The 17,730-nt window shown below is 73.9% G+C and carries 11 protein-coding genes; 10 read left to right on the top strand and 1 reads right to left on the bottom strand.

The window, feature by feature from the left end:
• Positions 1–28: 28 nt before the first annotated feature.
• From miaA to hflX, 6 genes are all read left to right on the top strand, one after another.
• Positions 29–967: a tRNA (adenosine(37)-N6)-dimethylallyltransferase MiaA gene (gene miaA / locus ACZ4SV_RS13580; protein ID WP_397943250.1), complete on the top strand. Its 939-nt coding sequence runs from the start codon at positions 29–31 to the stop codon at positions 965–967.
• A gap of 329 nt (positions 968–1,296) precedes the next feature.
• Entirely contained in the window at positions 1,297–1,731 is a 435-nt protein-coding gene (locus tag ACZ4SV_RS13575; protein WP_365877042.1) for a hypothetical protein, read from the top strand.
• Positions 1,732–1,807: 76 nt separating this feature from the next.
• Positions 1,808–2,677 (top strand): diaminopimelate epimerase, encoded by an 870-nt coding sequence (gene dapF, locus ACZ4SV_RS13570; protein ID WP_468004070.1) that lies wholly within the window; start codon positions 1,808–1,810, stop codon positions 2,675–2,677.
• A 187-nt stretch (positions 2,678–2,864) separates the two neighbouring features.
• Positions 2,865–5,174: a RelA/SpoT family protein gene (locus tag ACZ4SV_RS13565; RefSeq protein WP_468004068.1), complete on the top strand. Its 2,310-nt coding sequence runs from the start codon at positions 2,865–2,867 to the stop codon at positions 5,172–5,174.
• 81 nt (positions 5,175–5,255) lie between these two features.
• Positions 5,256–6,818, top strand: a complete 1,563-nt coding sequence (locus ACZ4SV_RS13560) for a M1 family metallopeptidase (protein ID WP_468004066.1) — start codon at positions 5,256–5,258, stop codon at positions 6,816–6,818.
• Positions 6,819–6,977: 159 nt separating this feature from the next.
• Positions 6,978–8,468 carry a GTPase HflX gene (hflX, locus tag ACZ4SV_RS13555; protein ID WP_365877034.1) on the top strand — a complete coding sequence of 497 codons (1,491 nt, stop codon included), beginning with the start codon at positions 6,978–6,980 and terminating at the stop codon, positions 8,466–8,468.
• 153 nt (positions 8,469–8,621) lie between these two features.
• Here the strand turns inward: hflX and ACZ4SV_RS13550 are convergent, their stop codons facing one another.
• Complete coding sequence (locus tag ACZ4SV_RS13550) at positions 8,622–9,845, bottom strand: trypsin-like serine peptidase (protein ID WP_468004064.1); 1,224 nt, start codon at positions 9,843–9,845, stop codon at positions 8,622–8,624.
• 607 nt (positions 9,846–10,452) lie between these two features.
• On the opposite strand from ACZ4SV_RS13550, the gene ACZ4SV_RS13545 reads away from it, so the two are divergent.
• The 4 genes from ACZ4SV_RS13545 (at position 10,453) to ACZ4SV_RS13530 (ending at position 17,661) form a co-directional block, all read left to right on the top strand.
• Positions 10,453–12,078: a diaminobutyrate--2-oxoglutarate transaminase family protein gene (locus tag ACZ4SV_RS13545; RefSeq protein WP_468004062.1), complete on the top strand. Its 1,626-nt coding sequence runs from the start codon at positions 10,453–10,455 to the stop codon at positions 12,076–12,078.
• 267 nt (positions 12,079–12,345) lie between these two features.
• Complete coding sequence (locus ACZ4SV_RS13540) at positions 12,346–14,469, top strand: IucA/IucC family protein (protein WP_468004060.1); 2,124 nt, start codon at positions 12,346–12,348, stop codon at positions 14,467–14,469.
• 106 nt (positions 14,470–14,575) lie between these two features.
• Entirely contained in the window at positions 14,576–15,346 is a 771-nt protein-coding gene (locus tag ACZ4SV_RS13535; protein ID WP_468004058.1) for a GNAT family N-acetyltransferase, read from the top strand.
• A gap of 341 nt (positions 15,347–15,687) precedes the next feature.
• Positions 15,688–17,661 carry an ATP-dependent DNA helicase gene (locus ACZ4SV_RS13530; RefSeq protein ID WP_397943263.1) on the top strand — a complete coding sequence of 658 codons (1,974 nt, stop codon included), beginning with the start codon at positions 15,688–15,690 and terminating at the stop codon, positions 17,659–17,661.
• Positions 17,662–17,730 lie beyond the last annotated feature (69 nt).

Genomic DNA, 17,730 nt, shown 5'->3' with positions numbered 1-17,730 from the left:
CCGCCGGGAGGTTTGCGAGACTGGTGCGGTGAGCAGTGCACTCGTCGCCCCGCGCGTCATCGCCGTCGTCGGACCCACCGCGGCCGGAAAGTCCGATCTCGGCGTCTTCCTGGCCCAGCAGCTCGGCGGCGAGGTCGTCAACGCCGACTCCATGCAGTTGTACCGGGGGATGGACATCGGTACCGCCAAGCTGACGCCCGAGGAGCGCGGCGGCGTCCCGCACCACCTGCTGGACATCTGGGACGTGACGGTCACCGCCTCCGTCGCCGAGTACCAGAAGCTGGCCCGCGCCCGGATCGACGCCCTGCTCGCCGAGGGCCGCTGGCCCGTCCTGGTCGGCGGCTCCGGTCTGTACGTCCGCGGAGCCGTCGACAACCTGGAGTTCCCCGGCACCGACCCGGAGGTCCGGGCCCGGCTGGAGGAGGAGCTGGCGCTGCGCGGCCCGGGCGCCCTGCACGCCCGGCTGGCCGCCGCCGACCCCGACGCCGGCCGCGCGATCCTGCCGGGCAACGGGCGCCGTATCGTCCGGGCGCTGGAGGTGATCGAGATCACCGGCCGGCCCTTCACGGCGAACCTGCCCGGCCACGACTCCGTCTACGACACCGTCCAGATCGGCGTCGACGTCGGGCGGCCGGAACTGGACGACCGCATCGCGCGGCGCGTGGACCGCATGTGGGAGGCGGGCCTCGTGGACGAGGTGCGCGCGCTGGAGGCGCAGGGCCTGCGCGAGGGGCGCACGGCGTCGCGCGCGCTCGGCTACCAGCAGATACTGGCGGCGCTGGCCGGGGAGTGCACCGAAACGGAAGCGCGGGACGAGACCGTGCGAGCCACCAAGCGCTTCGCGCGCCGCCAGGATTCCTGGTTCAGGCGTGATCCCCGGGTGCACTGGTTGAGTGGGGCCGTCGCGGACCGCGGGGAACTTCCGCAGCAGGCCCTGGCGTTGGTCGAACGACCGGTTACAGCCTGATCACGTCATGGCATCGGGATGCGCCGCCGGTCATCGCGGCCTGTGGCGCCGTGCCATCATCGAGCTTCGATCGACCAAGTGGAGCCTAGTTGGGAGGGCGCGTGGCGATGGAGGCCGGCCCTCGCGACACCGCACGCAGTGCCGAGCACGTCACCACCGAGGGTGACGGCCGCGGCCGGGACGAAGACGGCGGCCTCGCCGACGACGGCCCACCCGGGGACCACCTCCCCGGCACCGGCCTGCCCGGCGACCACCTCCTCGAAATCGGCCTCCCCGACGTGGGCCTCTCCGAAGCCCGGCCCCCCGAGAACCGCCTCGCCGACGACGGCCTGCCCGGGGACCGGCTGGCCGACGACGGGCCCGACGAGACCGCGGGCGGCGTCACCGCCGACGGACCGGCGCCCGAGGAGATGTATCCGGGCGGCCCGGAGGTCGAGGTCGAGCTGCGCCCGCAGCGCCGGCTGCGCATCTGGCAGCTCGCGCCCATCGTGGGCCTCTCCGCGGTCGGCTCCCTGATGTTCGCCTTCCCGCTGGCCTTCGACTTCGGCGACAGCGGCGCCGTCATCGCCATGCTCGGCCTGCTGATCTGCTCCTGCGCGGCCGGCTGGGGCATGATGGCCGCCCGCCGCGTCGGCCACACCTGGCCCGGCCTGCCCCCGCGCGGCTCCGGCCGCCGCCCCGACTGGCGCGTCGTACTCGGCTACGTCCTGCTGGTCGCCCTGGTGGTGATCCTCGCCGTGTGGCGGGTGGCCAGACTGCGCTGACGCGTCCCCGGAGCGTGCCGGAACGGCCGGAACGTCCCCGGAAGGGGCGTGCGGTCCGCTCCCGTACGATCGAGGAATGAGCACACGGATCGCCTTCCTCAAGGGTCACGGCACCGAGAACGACTTCGTGATCCTGCCGGACCCGGACAACGCCCTCGACCTGTCCCCGGCCGCCGTGGCCGCGCTGTGCGACCGCCGGGCGGGCCTCGGCGGGGACGGCGTGCTGCACGTCGTACGGTCCGCGGCGCACCCGGAGGCCCGGGCGATGGCCGGCGAGGCCGAGTGGTTCATGGACTACCGCAACGGCGACGGCTCGGTCGCCGAGATGTGCGGCAACGGCGTGCGGGTGTTCGCGCGCTACCTCCAGCACGCCGGTCAGCTCGCCGAAGGCGACCACGCCATCGCCACGCGCGGGGGCGTGAAGACGGTCCACATCGCGAAGAACGGCGACGTCACCGTCGGCATGGGCCGCGCCCGCCTCCCCGAGGGGGACGTCACGGTGAGCGTCGGCGCGCACAGTTGGCCCGCGCGCAACGTCAACATGGGCAACCCGCACGCGGTGGCCTTCGTCGACGACCTGGCGCAGGCCGGCGATCTGCACAGCGCGCCCCCGGTCAGCCCGGCGGCCGCCTACCCGGACGGTGTGAACGTCGAGTTCGTCGTCGACCGCGGCCCCCGGCACGTCGCCCTGCGCGTGCACGAGCGCGGCTCCGGCGAGACCCGCTCGTGCGGCACGGGCGCGTGCGCCGTCGCCGTGGCCGCCGCCCGCCGCGACGGCGCCGACCCGGCCGTCACCGGCACCCCGGCGACGTACACCGTGGACGTGCCCGGCGGGCGCCTGGTCATCACCGAGCGGCCCGACGGCGAGATCGAGATGACCGGCCCCGCCGTGATCGTCGCCGAGGGGACGTTCGACGCGGAGTGGCTGGCCCAGGCGTTCGGCTGACCCGGAAACCTAAACCTCGATTCCGTCGCTCGAATGGGTGATCCGTTTCACGCTCGGCGAGAGGCGGTCGGTCGCACGTGGTGGGGTCGGTAGCATCAAGCACCGGCACGGACGGGGGGAACGTCGCCATCCCTGAGCCATGTGCGCCCTGGGGCTCCGTCCGCCGGTCCACGAGCCGGAGGTGCCCATGAGTGCGGAGGCCACGAACCCTGCGACCCCTGGACCGGCGGCGCCACCAGTGGTGCGGGCCCCGGCGGTGGCGCAGGCGCTCACCGCGTCCGCGCCGCCCGACGCGCCGCGCCGGAAGGCCCGGCCCCGGCTCGACCTGCGCCGGCTCGGCCGCGCCGCGCTGCTCGGCCCCGCCGCCCGCGACAGGCTGCCCGACGCGATCGGCCACGTCGTGGAGGCGCACCGCGCCCACCACCCCGACGCCGACCTCGAACCGCTGCGCCGCGCGTACGTCCTGGCCGAGTCCTCGCACCGCGGCCAGATGCGCAAGAGCGGCGAGCCGTACATCACGCACCCGCTCGCCGTGACCCTGATCCTCGCCGAACTCGGCGCCGAGACCACGACGTTGACGGCCTCCCTGCTCCACGACACCGTCGAGGACACCGAGGTGACGCTGGATCAGGTGGGCGAGCAGTTCGGCGCGGAGGTGCGGTATCTGGTCGACGGCGTCACCAAACTGGAGAAGGTCGACTACGGCGCCGCCGCCGAGCCCGAGACCTTCCGCAAGATGCTCGTCGCCACCGGCAACGACGTACGCGTGATGTCGATCAAACTCGCCGACCGGCTGCACAACATGCGCACCCTCGGCGTGATGCGCCCCGAGAAACAGGCGCGGATCGCCAAGGTCACCCGGGACGTCCTCATCCCGCTCGCCGAACGCCTCGGCGTGCAGGCCCTCAAGACCGAACTGGAGGACCTGGTCTTCGCCATCCTCCACCCCGAGGAGTACGAGCACACCCGCGGCCTCGTCGCGGAGAACGCCGCCCGCCCCGCCGACCCGCTCGCCGAGGTCGCCGAGGAGGTGCGCGCGGTGCTGCGCGAGGCCGGCATCCCCGCCGAAGTCCTCATCCGTCCCCGGCACTTCGTCTCCGTCCACCGCGTGGCCCGCAAACGCGGCCGGCTGCGCGGCACCGACTTCGGCCGGCTGCTGGTGCTGGTGAACGAGGACGCGGACTGTTACGCCGTCCTCGGTGAACTGCACACCTGTATGACGCCGGTCGTCTCGGAGTTCAAGGACTTCATCGCCGTACCGAAGTTCAACCTCTACCAGTCCCTGCACACCGCCGTCGCCCAGCCCCAGCCGCGCACCGCCCCGCGCGGGGGGACCCCCGCCGCCGCCCAGGTCGTCGAAGTCCTCATCCGCACCCACCAGATGCACAAGGTCGCCGAGGCCGGCGTCGTCGCCCTCGGCAACCCGTACGCGCCCGCCGCCGACACCACCGCGGCCGACCCGGCAGCGCCCGGCGCCCCCGCCGACGGCGAACGCGCCGACCCGACCCGGCCCGGCTGGCTCTCCCGCCTCCTCGACTGGCAGGAGGCCGCGCCCGACCCGGACACCTTCTGGTCCACCCTGCGCGAGGACCTCGCCCAGGACCGCGAGATCACCGTCTTCCGCCCCGACGGCGGCACCCTCGGCCTGCCCGAGGGCGCCACCTGCGTGGACGCCGCCTACGCGCAGTACGGCGAGGACGCGCACGCCTGCATCGGCGCCCGCGTCAACGGCCGCCTCGCCACCCTCAGCACGGTCCTGCGCGACGGCGACACCGTCCAGCTCCTGATGGGCCAGGACCCGGCCTCCGAGCCGTCGCGCGAATGGCTGGAGCACGCCCACACACCGGCCGCCCGCATCGCCATCCAGCGCTGGCTGGCCACCCACCCCGGCGGCGGCGCCGACCCGGACGACGGCGCCGGACCGCGCGGCACCCGGGACACGCCCGCCGGGACCACCGCCGCACCGGGCACCGCGGCGACGACCGCCTCCGCCACCCACCCGGACGCGGCCTCCGACGGCGCCGGACCCGCCCCGTGGCCCCGGCCCGCCGACGTCCTCGCGGACCGGCCCGGCGCCGTCGTACGGCTCGCCGGGTGCTGCACGCCCGTACCGCCGGACGAGATCACCGGGTTCCCGGTGCGCGGCGGAGTGGTGACCGTGCACCGCGTGGAGTGCGCCGTGGTGGCGCACATGAAGAGCGTGGGGCGCGCGGAGACCGGCGTGCGCTGGGGCGACACCGCCGGATGCCGGGTCACCCTGGTCGCCGAATCGTTCGGCCGCCCCCATCTGCTCGCCGACCTGACCGAGGCCATCGCCCTGGAAGGCGCCGAGATCGTCTCCGCCACCGTCGAACCGCCCAGCCAGCAGCGGGTCCGGCACACCTACACCCTCCAGCTCCCCGACGCCGCCCGGCTCCCGGCCCTGATGCGCGCCATGCGGGACGTGCCCGGGGTGTACGACGTCGGCCGCGCCCAGCACCAGACACCGCCCTCCTGACGCGGGCGTCCGGCTACCCGATCGAGTGGGCCGGGCGCGCGTCGCCGCCGCCGGGCGGACCGGCCCTGGTAGCGGTGGTCCATGCTGCTCACCCCCCGCTCCCGCGCCCGGACCCGGCCCGAGACCCCCGGGCGCCGGCCCCGCCCCACGCCCTTGCCGCACCGGACCCGCTCCCCGATCTCGCGGCACCGCGCGGCGGCCCTGCTCGCCTCCGCGGTCTGCGTCTGCCTCGTCGCCGCCGCGGCCCCGGCCGAACCCCTCGGCGTCGGCGACCGGCTCTACCCCTACCTCGGCAACCCCGGCTACGACGTCGCCTCGTACGACATCTCCCTCACCTACTCCGGCAGCAACGACAAGCCGCTGGAGGCCGTCACCACCATCGACGCCTGGACCACCGCCGACCTGGAGCAGCTCAACCTGGACTTCGCGCACGGCACCGTGCGCTCCGTCGAGGTCGACGGACGCCCCGCCGAGTTCACCGGCGCCGGCGAGGACCTCGTCGTCACCCCGCCGCACCCGCTGGCCGAGGGCGACTGGACCCGCATCACCGTCCGGCACACCAGCGACCCCGTCTACGGCGCGGACCAGCAGGGCGGCTGGGTGCGCACCGCGGACGGCCTCGCCATGGCGAACCAGGCCGACGCCGCCCACCTGGTGTTCCCGTGCAACGACCACCCGTCCGACAAGGCGATGTTCACCTTCCGGATCACCGCGCCGAAGGACTACACGGTCGTCGCGGGCGGCCTGCCCGCCGGCGCCGAGCGGGTCGGCCCCACCACCACCTGGACCTACCGCACCCAGCACCCCATGGCCACCGAACTCGCCCAGGTGTCCATCGGCCGCTCCGCCGTCGTACGCCGCGAGGGACCGCACGGACTGCCCCTGCGCGACGTCGTGCCCGCCGCCGACCGCAAGGCCCTCGAACCCTGGCTCGCGAAGACACCCGACCAGATCGCCTGGATGGAGAGCAAGGTCGGCCGGTACCCGTTCGAGACCTACGGCGTCCTCATGGCCGGGGCCTCCACCGGCTTCGAACTGGAGACCCAGACCCTCTCGCTCTTCGAGAAGAAGCTGTTCACCGAGGGTGACTACCCGCAGTGGTACCTGGAGTCGATCCTCGTCCACGAACTGTCCCACCAGTGGTTCGGCGACAGCGTCACCCCGCGCGCCTGGTCCGACGTCTGGCTGAACGAGGGCCACGCCACCTGGTACGAGGCGCTGTACTCCGAGGAGACCGCGCACCGGCCGCTGGCCGACCGGATGAAGGCCGCCTACGGCGCCTCCGACCGCTGGCGCGAGGCCGGCGGCCCGCCCGCCCGGCCCAAGCCGCCCGCCCCCGGCCAGAAGATCGGCATCTTCCGGCCCAACGTCTACGACGGCGCCGCCCTCGTCCTCTACGCCCTGCGGCAGGAGATCGGCCGGCCGGCCTTCGAGCGGCTGGAGCGGATCTGGGTCGACGAGCACCAGGACGCCAACGCCACCACCGCCGACTTCGTCCGGCTGGCCTCCGCCGTCGCCGGCCGCGACCTGGGCGACTTCCTCAGGCCCTGGCTGTACGGCGAGAAGACCCCGCCCATGCCCGGCCACCCGGACTGGAAGCCGACCGCGGCGGCCAAGGGAGCCCCGCCCCACACCCGGCGATAACCCCGTGACGAGACGCGCCGTCCCGTGCGACCATCTACGGGTCGGCGCACGCAGGGGACACGGGAATCTCCCGGGGTACCCGTGCGTTGAACAAGACGAGCGGTCCTCGTGATCGCCGCACCGATGCCGCAACGGCAACCCTATCGACGTAAGGATCCAATGACCTCCTCTTCTTCCTCTCCCCAGGACACCAAGCGCCTCGCGCACACCTATCCCGAGGGTCTTCGGGCCGATGCCCTGATGGAAGAGGACGTCGCCTGGAGCCACGAGATCGACGGCGAGCGGGACGGAGAACAGTTCGACCGCTCCGAGCGCGCGGCCCTGCGCCGCGTCGTCGGCCTCTCCACCGAGCTGGAGGACGTCACCGAGGTCGAGTACCGCCAGCTCCGTCTGGAGCGGGTCGTGCTCGTCGGCGTATGGACCACCGGCACCGCACAGGACGCCGAGAACTCCCTCGCGGAGCTGGCCGCCCTCGCGGAGACGGCGGGCGCGCTCGTGCTCGACGGCGTCATCCAGCGCCGCGACAAGCCCGACCCGGCCACCTACATCGGCTCCGGCAAGGCCGCCGAGCTGCGGGACATCGTCCTCGAAACGGGCGCGGACACCGTCATCTGCGACGGTGAGCTGAGCCCCGGCCAGCTGATCCAGCTCGAGGACGTGGCCAAGGTCAAGGTCATCGACCGTACGGCCCTGATCCTGGACATCTTCGCCCAGCACGCCAAGTCCCGCGAGGGCAAGGCGCAGGTCGCGCTCGCGCAGATGCAGTACATGCTGCCGCGGCTGCGCGGCTGGGGTCAGTCGCTGTCCCGGCAGATGGGTGGCGGTCGCGGCGGCCTCGCCACGCGTGGCCCCGGTGAGACCAAGATCGAGACGGACCGGCGCCGGATCCGCGAGAAGATGGCGAAGATGCGCCGGGAGATCGCGGAGATGAAGACCGGCCGCGAGATCAAGCGCCAGGAGCGCCGGCGCCACAAGGTGCCGTCCGTGGCCATCGCGGGCTACACCAACGCCGGCAAGTCCTCCCTGCTCAACCGCCTCACGGGCGCCGGTGTCCTGGTCGAGAACGCCCTGTTCGCGACCCTGGACCCGACCGTCCGCCGGGCCGAGACCCCGGGCGGCCGGCTGTACACGCTGACCGACACCGTCGGCTTCGTCCGGCACCTGCCGCACCACCTGGTCGAGGCGTTCCGCTCCACCATGGAGGAGGTCGGCGACTCCGACCTCATCCTGCACGTGGTGGACGGCTCGCACCCCACCCCGGAGGAGCAGCTCGCCGCCGTGCGCGAGGTGATCCGGGACGTCGGCGCCACCGGCGTGCCCGAGATCGTCGTGATCAACAAGGCGGACGCGGCCGACCCGCTGGTCCTCCAGCGGCTGCTGCGGGTCGAGAAGCGCTCGATCGCCGTCTCGGCGCGCACCGGCCAGGGCATCGCGGAGCTGCTCGCCCTGATCGACGACGAGCTGCCCCGCCCCGCGGTCGAGATCGAAGCGCTCGTGCCCTACACCCACGGCAAGCTGGTCGCCCGCGCCCACACCGAGGGCGAGGTGCTCTCCGAGGAGCACACCGCGGAGGGCACCCTGCTCAAGGTCCGGGTGCACGAGGAACTGGCGGCGGACCTGACCCCGTACACACCGGTCTCCGCAGCCTGACCCACGGCACACGGCACCACGCCACACGGCACCACGAAGGCCCGCCGCCCCCTCCAGGGGCGGCGGGCCTTCGCCGTGTTCAGCGCGCGGGTGGGCGGCGGGGCCTCGCCGGGTTCACCGCGTCGGCACACCGACCGCGCCGCCCGGCTCGTCTCATCGCCCGGCGAACTGCTCGCTCACCGAGTCGTACAGCTTCTTGGCCACCTCGCCCAGCCGGGGACCGGCCAGCCAGCCCGCGCTCACCGGGCCGATGGACGTGTTCGACACCAGCGCCGGCTTGCCGTCGGCGCCCGTCTCCACCCAGCCGCCGCCGGAGGACCCACCGGTCATCGAGCAGCCGATGCGGTACATCGTCGGGTCGGACTGCTCGATGGAGAGCCGCCCCGGCTTGTCCTGGCACTGGTACAGCAGCCGGCCGTCGTACGGCGCCGCCGCCGGGTAACCGGTCGCGGTGATGTTGTCCACCTTCGGCACGGCCGGCGCGTCGAAGTCGACCGGCAGCGCCCCGCCGACCGTCTCCTCCAGCGACTTGCCGTTGCCGCCCTGCTCCGGCGCCACATGGATGACGGCGAAGTCGTACGAGGCACCGTTGCCGCCCGTCTGGCCGCCCTCGCTGATCCACTGCTGCGAGGTCTTCGCCGCGTCGGCCCACCACACGCCGTACGGCGCGACCTCGGCCCGGGTCGCGTGCTCCAGCCCGGCCGCCGACATGCCCTGGTCGTTGTACGACGGCACGAAGGCGATGTTGCGGTACCAGCCGCCCTTCTTGCCCGCGTGCACACAGTGACCGGCCGTCCAGACGAGGTTCGACTTGCCCGGGTGCGCCGGGTCCTGCACGACCGTCGCCGAGCAGACCATGGTGCCCTCGGGGGAGTCGAAGAGCAGCTTGCCGGACGTGGCCGCGCTGGAGTGGTACGGCGGCGCGACCGCCTGCGCCTGCACCGGCGTCGGCGTCGGGTCCGTCACGCCCTGGTCACCCGAGAGGTCGTTGCCGTCGACGCCCCGGTCCGGATCGTCGGCGCCGCGCATCCGGTCCGGGTCCCACAGGCCCTTGATGACCGGGTTGATGAAGTCGTTGGCCTCGCGCAGCCAGTCGTCCTTGTTCCAGTTCTTCCAGGCGCCGTTCTTCCACTTGTCGATGTCGATCCCGTGCTCCTTGAGCCTCTGCTTGAGGTCCTCCGGGATCCTGATCTTTCCGTCGCCGGTGCCCGCGGCGGTCGCGGACGGGTTGCCGTCGGCATGGTCGTCACCGTCGCCGTTACAGGCGGTGGCGGTCAGCGCCAGCGCCGAGACGAGGGCGACCGCCGTCAGCGAGGCGGAGGTGCGGCGACCACCCCTTCCTCGCCGAGCGGTGAACGACGGCCGTATGGATCGCATGTTCGTGACTCCCCCTGCTGTGAAAGGAACTCGGCGCTACGGCCCCGGAACCGGCGGCGAACCATGGACGGTTCCTGCCGGTCCCGCGGCCTTCTGGGAACGGCAACACACACTATGCGGTCGCTGTGGGGGAGTTCTGCCGGGAGGGCAACGGTTCCGTCACAGGCTGCCTGAGCAGGGAACGAACCGGCTCCGCGCGCACCGCCCGGACGGAGCGCGACCCGACTCGGCCGCGCCCCGGCCGCCGTTGACGGCACGCGCGCGGCCTGACGAACGCCCGGCGCCCTCCGGCCCGACGACCCCCGCGCGCACCGGCCTGACGACCCGGCGCGCGCGGCCCGACGCCCACGCCCCGGCGCCCGCGCGGTCCGACGGCTCCGGCGCCCGCGCTGCCCGGCGACCCCAACGGCCGCCGTCCGGGCGCCGGTCGGCGAGACGGCGGGTCACGACAGCCACGCCGTCCGGCCAAGGTTCTCACCGCGACCCCGTAACCGCCCGAACGGTCGGCGGTTGTAGCCGGTGTGGCCCGGCGTCCGGGCCGGTACCCGTAGACCAACTCGCCTGTGAGCAGCCGGGAGGACAACGCGCCGTGGCCGTAACGGAGTCGATGGCTGGAGGCACACCCGGGGAAGCGCGGGCCGTGCAGGAGGGGATCCTCAGACGCCAGTCGGCGCGGGAGTCCTCGGCACGCACCTACGCCCGCGCCCTGCCCATCGTTCCCGTGCGGGCGCGCGGGCTCACCATCGAGGGCGCCGACGGCCGCCGTTACCTGGACTGCCTCTCCGGTGCCGGCACCCTCGCCCTCGGCCACAACCACCCGGTCGTCCTGGAGGCCATCCGCGGGGTCCTCGACTCCGGAGCGCCCCTCTCCGTCCTGGACCTCGCCACCCCGGTCAAGGACGCCTTCGTCACCGAGCTGTTCAGCACCCTCCCGCCCGGACTCGCCGCCCATGCCCGCGTCCAGTTCTGCGGACCGGCCGGCACCGACGCCGTCGAGGCCGCCCTCAAACTGGTCCGCACCGCGACCGGCCGCAGCGGCGTCCTCGCCTTCACCGGCGCCTACCACGGCATGACCGCCGGCGCCCTGGCCGCCTCCGGCGGTGCCCAGGACGTCCGGGTGACCCGCCTGCCCTATCCGCAGGACTACCGCTGCCCGTTCGGTCTCGGCGGCCCGTCCGGCGCCGAACTCGCCGCCCGCTGGACCGAGACCCTCCTGGACGATCCCAAGTCCGGCGTACCCCTGCCGGCCGGGATAATCCTCGAACCCGTCCAGGGCGAGGGCGGAGTGATCCCCGCGCCGGACGACTGGCTGCGCCGTATGCGCCGGCTCACGGCGGACCGCTCCATCCCGCTGATCGCCGACGAGGTCCAGACCGGAGTCGGCCGCACCGGCGCCTTCTGGGCCGTCGACCACAGCGGCATCACGCCCGACGTCATGGTCCTGTCCAAGGCCATCGGCGGCAGCCTCCCGCTGGCCGTCATCGTCTACCGCGACGATCTCGACACCTGGCAGCCCGGCGCCCACGCCGGCACCTTCCGCGGCAACCAGCTCGCCATGGCGGCGGGCACCGCCACCCTCGCCTACGTCCGCGAGAACGCCCTCGCCGAACGAGCCGCCACCCTCGGCTCCCGCATGCTGACGCAGCTCGCGGACCTCACCCGGGAGTACGCCTGGGTGGGAGACGTACGGGGCCGCGGACTGATGATCGGCATCGAACTGGTGAACCCGGAGCCGGACCGGACGACCCCGGCAGAGCGCAGCCCCGCCGGCGCGCCCGGCATCCCCGACGACCCCGGTACCGGTCGTCCCCAAGCAACCGGCATCCCCGACGGCCCCGTCGCCGGCCACCCCGGCGCGACGGGCGCCCCCACCATCCTCGACGGTCCCGGTCCCGGTTCCGGTGCCTGGGCTGCCCCAGGTATCCCCGGCGGCCCGACCGCGGCACCGACCCGACCGGTTCCCCGCCGTGTTCCGTACCCGGCCGCGCCCGAACTCGCCGCGGCGGTCCAGCGCGAGTGTCTGCGCCGCGGACTCATCGTGGAACTCGGCGGCCGGCACGCGTCCGTGGTCCGGCTGCTTCCGCCGCTGACGATCAGCGACGAACAGGTGACGGCCGTACTCGACCGCCTGACCGACGCGATCGCGGCAGCCGTCCGGCACCAGACGACCCATGGCCCGACCCACGGCCCGCACCGGCAACGCCGCCCGGACTCCGCCCAGCCCACCGGCTGACCCGCGGACACGCCCCACCCGGCCACCGTCGCCGGCCCGGGCCTTACGGCCCTCCCCGCATCCCTTCCGCACTCCGCCCCCTTCCGGGCACCCCGGCCGGCACCGACCGCCGGCCACCACCTCACAGCCCCTCGACCCACCCGCTCTCCCCGTCCGCCCGGCTCCCGGCCGCACGCCGCCCAGGCAGCCGCCGGTCACCGGTCCGGGACGGCCGAGCGGGTGCCGGAGGCAGGCCGCGCCACCCCACTTCAGCCCAGAGGAGCCGTCATGAACGCCACCCCCACCCCCGACGGCCGCTCCGGCGCCCCCGACGACCAGGGAGACCCCGCCGCCCAGCCCGCCGTACCCCTCACCGACGCCGTCCCCCAGCAGAAGAAGCGCCAGGTGGACCCCGCGCGCCGGACGGTGCCCGGCCCCGACCCGCTGGAGGACCCCGATCCCCGCGGTGCGGCCCAGGCCGCCACCGCCGAGAACCTCCTGCGGTGCTGGGTACGGGAGACCGGCCTCGCCGCCCCCGCCACCGCGAGCCTGCGCATCCCGCTGCCCGCCAGCGGCACCGCCCTGATCGCGCCGGTCCGCTACTGGTCCGCGACCGGATGGCACCGCTTCGGCCCGCCCCGCCTCGCCTACGCGCCCGACACCGCGCCACCCGTCGACGCCGTCACCCTCGCGGCCCTGCTGTCCAGGGAGTCACCCGGCACCCAGGCGACCACGCCGCACACCCCGGATGACGGGGCCCGACCACTCCTCCTCGACGGCCCCGGTACGCCTCCCGGCGGCAGCACCGGCACCATCCCCGGACCCGCAGGCGGCACCGGCACTCGACCGGGTGCCGGCCCCGGCACCCCTCCAGGCAGCGGCTCCCACCCCGCCCCAGCCGAGGACCCCGCACCTGACCCGGCCACCGGCCACGGTCCCGACGACGACGGCGACCTCGTGGCCAGGGTCGCCGACTCCGTCCGCCGTACCGCGGAGTTCATCCGGCACCGGCGTGACCACCCGGCCGACGCCCCCGACCTCTTCCTCAGCGCCGAACAGGCCCTCCTCCTCGGGCACCCGCTGCACCCGGCCCCGAAGAGCCGGGAAGGCCTGACCGAGGCGGAAGCCGGCCGCTACTCACCCGAGACGCACGGCTCCTTCCCCCTGCACTGGTTCGCTGTCGCCCCCTCCCTCCTCGCCACCGACTCGGCCTGGACCGAGCGCGGCCATCCCGTTCCCGCCGGTGATCTCGTCCGCCGCCTCGCCGGCCCCGGCCTGCCGCTGCCCGACGGCTACACCGCCCTGCCCCTGCACCCCTGGCAGGCACGCGAGGTACGGCACCGCCCGGCCGTCGCCGCACTCCTCGACTCCGGCCTCCTCCGCGACCTAGGACCGCTCGGCACCCACTGGCACCCCACCTCCTCCGTACGCACCGTCCACCGGCCCGGCGCCCCCGCGATGCTCAAGCTCTCGCTGGCCTTGCGCATCACCAACTCCCGGCGGGAGAACCTGCGCAAGGAACTCCACCGCGGAGTCGAGGTCCACCGGCTGCTGCGCACCGGGCTCGCCGAGCGGTGGCGGACGGCGCACCCCGCCTTCGACATCGTCCGCGACCCGGCCTGGCTCGCCGTCGACGACCCGGACGGACTGCCCCTGCCGGGACTCGACGTGATGATCCGGCACAACCCGTTCACCCCGGCCGACGACATCGGCTGCGTCGCCGGACTCCTCTCACCCCGCCCCTTCGCCGTACCGCCCGCCGACACCGCACCGAGGCCGGCCACCTGGCCCGTGCGGTCACGCCTGGCCCACCTCCTCACACGGCTCGCCGTACGCACCGGCCGGCCCCTCGGCGCCGTGGCGGCGGAGTGGTTCCTGCGCTACCTGGAGCAGGTCGTCCGGCCCGTCCTCTGGCTGGACGGCGAGGCCGGCATCGCCCTCGAAGCGCACCAGCAGAACACGCTGCTCCTGCTGGACGGCGACGGCTGGCCCGCCGGCGGCCGGTACCGCGACAACCAGGGGTACTACTTCCGCGCGTCCCGGCGGGCCGAACTGGCCTCCCGGCTGCCCGGCATCGGCGAGCACAGCGACACCTTCGTCCCGGACGAGGTAGCCGACGAACGCTTCGCCTACTACCTCGCCGTGAACAACGTCTTCGGCCTGATCGGTGCCCTCGGCTCCCAGCACCTCGCCGACGAGCGACTGCTCCTCGCGGCCTTCCGCCGGTTCCTCGCCGCCCTGGCCTCGGGGCCGGCACCGCTGCGCTCCTCCCTGCCCGGCCTCCTGCTCGACTCGCCCGGCTTGCGCTGCAAGGCCAACCTGCTGACCCGGCTGCGCGGACTCGACGAACTCGCCGGCCCGGTCGACACCCAGTCCGTCTACGTCACCATCGCCAACCCCCTTCATTCCTGAGCAGCACCCCTCCGCGCACCGCCTGAGCGGACCGCGCCCACCGCGCGCCGCCTTGCCGGACCTCCGAGGACCCTGACCCACCTCGTCTCCTGAGAGGAGAGCACCCGTGCCTCCCACCGAAGTGATCGCCGGGACCGGCCCCGCCTTCGCCCACCTGAACAGCGCCGGTCCACGGGAGTCCACCGCTGGCCCCCGGACCTCCCCGTTCGGCCGGCTCACCGTCGAGGACGACGACCCGGACGGCGAGGACACGCTGAACCTGGAGCTGCCCGCCGAGTTCCTCGCCCTGCGGGCCGGGACGACGGCCGGACCCCTCGGCCGGCTCGCCGCCTGGGGCCCGGTCACGACCCCGGCCGGCGCCTTCCGGCTCGTGCCCGTACGCGTAGACCAGGACGTGCCGCTCATCCACCGGTGGATGAACGACCCGGCCGTCGCCGACTTCTGGGAACTCGCCGGGCCCCGGCGGCGGACCGAGGACCACGTGCGGGCCCAGTTCCACGGCGACGGGCGCTGCGTCCCGTGTCTCGGCGTGCTGGACGGCACCCCGATGAGCTACTGGGAGGTCTACCGGGCGGACCTGGATCCACTGGCCCGCCGCTACCCGGCCCGTCCGCACGACGCCGGGATCCATCTCCTCGTCGGCGACGCCGCGAACCGGGCCCGAGGGCTGGGGTCCGTCCTGCTGCGTGCCGTGGCCGACCTGATCCTCGATAGGCGCCCCGCCTGCACCCGGGTGGTGGCGGAACCCGATCTTCGCAACACTCCTTCCGTCGCCGCGTTCCTGAACGCCGGTTTCCGGTTCGAGGCCGAGGTCGACCTGCCCGGCAAGCAGGCCGCCCTCATGATCCGGGACCGGGTCCTGCGCGATGTGCTGTAGCGCACCGTGCACGGGTGCTCACCATGAGAGACGAACGGCGGTGCCGCGGTGTTCCCGGGCGGGAGAAAAAATTCGGCGCGCGTCCACGCCCGCCGAGAGCCGAGAGCGGAGAGCCGAGCCCCGAGGCCGAGCCTCCGAGGCGCCCCTCGGATAGCTGACCATCCGAGGCACCCTCCTCCAGTGAGCCTCCGAGCCACCCTCCTCCCGTGAGCCCCCGAGCCGCCCTCGCCCAGTCACCCCCCACCGACCCGCCACCACCCAGGAGCCCCGGCCGTGATCCAGCCCCCCGCCCCCGCCACGACCCCCCGTTTGTCAGTGCAGGGCCGTAGGGTGGTCGGGCTATGACGAAGCCCTCCCTCTCCGAACTCCTGCATGCCGCCGTCTCCGCCGTCGGCGGCACGGAGCGCCCCGGCCAGGTGACCATGGCCGAAGCGGTCGCCGAGGCGATCGACGACGGATCCCACCTGCTGGTCCAGGCCGGCACCGGCACCGGTAAGTCGCTGGGTTATCTCGTGCCCGCGCTCGCGCACGGAGACAGGGTGATCGTGGCGACGGCCACCCTCGCCCTGCAGCGCCAGCTCGTGGAGCGGGACCTGCCGCGCACGGTGGACGCCCTGCACCCGCTGCTGCGCCGCCGCCCCGACTTCGCCATGCTCAAGGGCCGGTCGAACTACCTGTGCCTGCACCGCCTGCACGAGGGCATGCCGCAGGACGAGGAGGAGGGCCTCTTCGACCAGTTCGAGGCCGCCGCGCCCACCAGCAAGCTGGGCCAGGACCTGCTGCGGCTGCGGGACTGGGCGGACGAGACCGAGAACGGCGACCGGGACGACCTCACCCCCGGTGTCTCCGACCGCGCCTGGGCGCAGGTGTCGGTGTCGTCGCGGGAGTGCCTGGGCGCGTCGAAGTGCGCGTACGGCGCGGAGTGCTTCGCGGAGATGGCCCGGGAGCGGGCCAAGCTGGCCGAGGTCGTGGTCACGAACCACGCCCTGCTGGCCATCGACGCCATCGAAGGCGCCCCGGTGCTGCCGCAGCACGAGGTGCTGATCGTGGACGAGGCACACGAACTCGTCTCCCGCGTCACCGGCGTCGCCACCGGCGAACTCACTCCCGGCCAGGTCAACCGAGCGGTCCGCCGAGCCGCCAAACTGGTCAACGAGAAGGCCGCCGACCAGCTCCAGACCGCCGCCGAGGGCTTCGAGCGGCTCATGGAACTCGCGCTGCCCGGCCGCCTGGAGGAGATCCCGGAAGACCTCGGCTATGCCCTGACGGCCCTGCGGGACGCCGCCCGTACGGTGATCTCCGCGATCGGCGCGACCCGCGACAAGTCCGTCCAGGACGAGGACGCGGTCCGCAAGCAGGCGCTCGCCTCGGTGGAGTCGGTGCACGACGTGGCGGAGCGGGTCGTGAACGGCTCGGAGTGGGACGTCGTCTGGTACGAACGGCACGACCGCTTCGGCGCGTCCCTCCGGGTCGCTCCCATGTCGGTCTCCGGCCTGCTCCGGGAGAAGCTCTTCGCCGACCGGTCCGTGGTCCTCACCTCGGCCACGCTGAAGCTGGGCGGCGACTTCAACGGGGTCGGCGCCTCCCTGGGGCTCGGCCCGGAGGGCGCGGAGGGCGAGGACCTGCCGAAGTGGAAGGGCGTCGACGTCGGCTCGCCCTTCGACTACCCCCGGCAGGGCATCCTGTACGTCGCCAAGCACCTGGCGCGTCCGGCGCGCGACGGTGACCGCGCCGACATGCTGGACGAGCTGACCGAGCTGATCCAGGCGGCCGGCGGGCGCACGCTCGGGCTGTTCTCCTCCATGCGGGCCGCCCAGCTCGCCGCGGAGGAGCTGCGCTCGCGGATCCCGGAGTTCCCGATCCTCCTCCAGGGCGAGGAGACGCTCGGCGAACTGATCAAGAACTTCGCCGCCGACCCGAAGACGTGTCTCTTCGGCACGCTGTCGCTCTGGCAGGGCGTCGACGTCCCGGGCCCCAGTTGTCAGCTGGTCGTCATGGACAAGATCCCGTTCCCGCGTCCCGACGACCCCTTGATGAGCGCGCGCCAGAAGGCGGTCGAGGACGCCGGCGGCAACGGCTTCATGGCGGTGGCCGCCACCCACGCCGCCCTGCTCATGGCGCAGGGGGCCGGCCGTCTCGTCCGGGCGTCCGGTGACCGCGGTGTGGTCGCCGTGCTCGACCAGCGGCTGGCGACCGCGCGCTACGGCGCTTATCTCAAGGCGTCACTTCCGGACTTCTGGTACACCACGGACCGTAATCAGGTCCGCAGGTCCCTCGCCGCGATCGACGCGGCGGCGACGGCGGACGGGAAGTGACCCGGCCGAGGGCGGACCGTAGCTGAGCGAGGGGTGGCCGGATCGGCCACCCCTCGGTCGACTCGGCCT

This window comes from Streptomyces sp. NPDC027672, from assembly GCF_055566335.1.
Note: the sequence above shows the minus strand (reverse complement) of the source record. Positions and strands in the feature narration are given on the sequence as shown.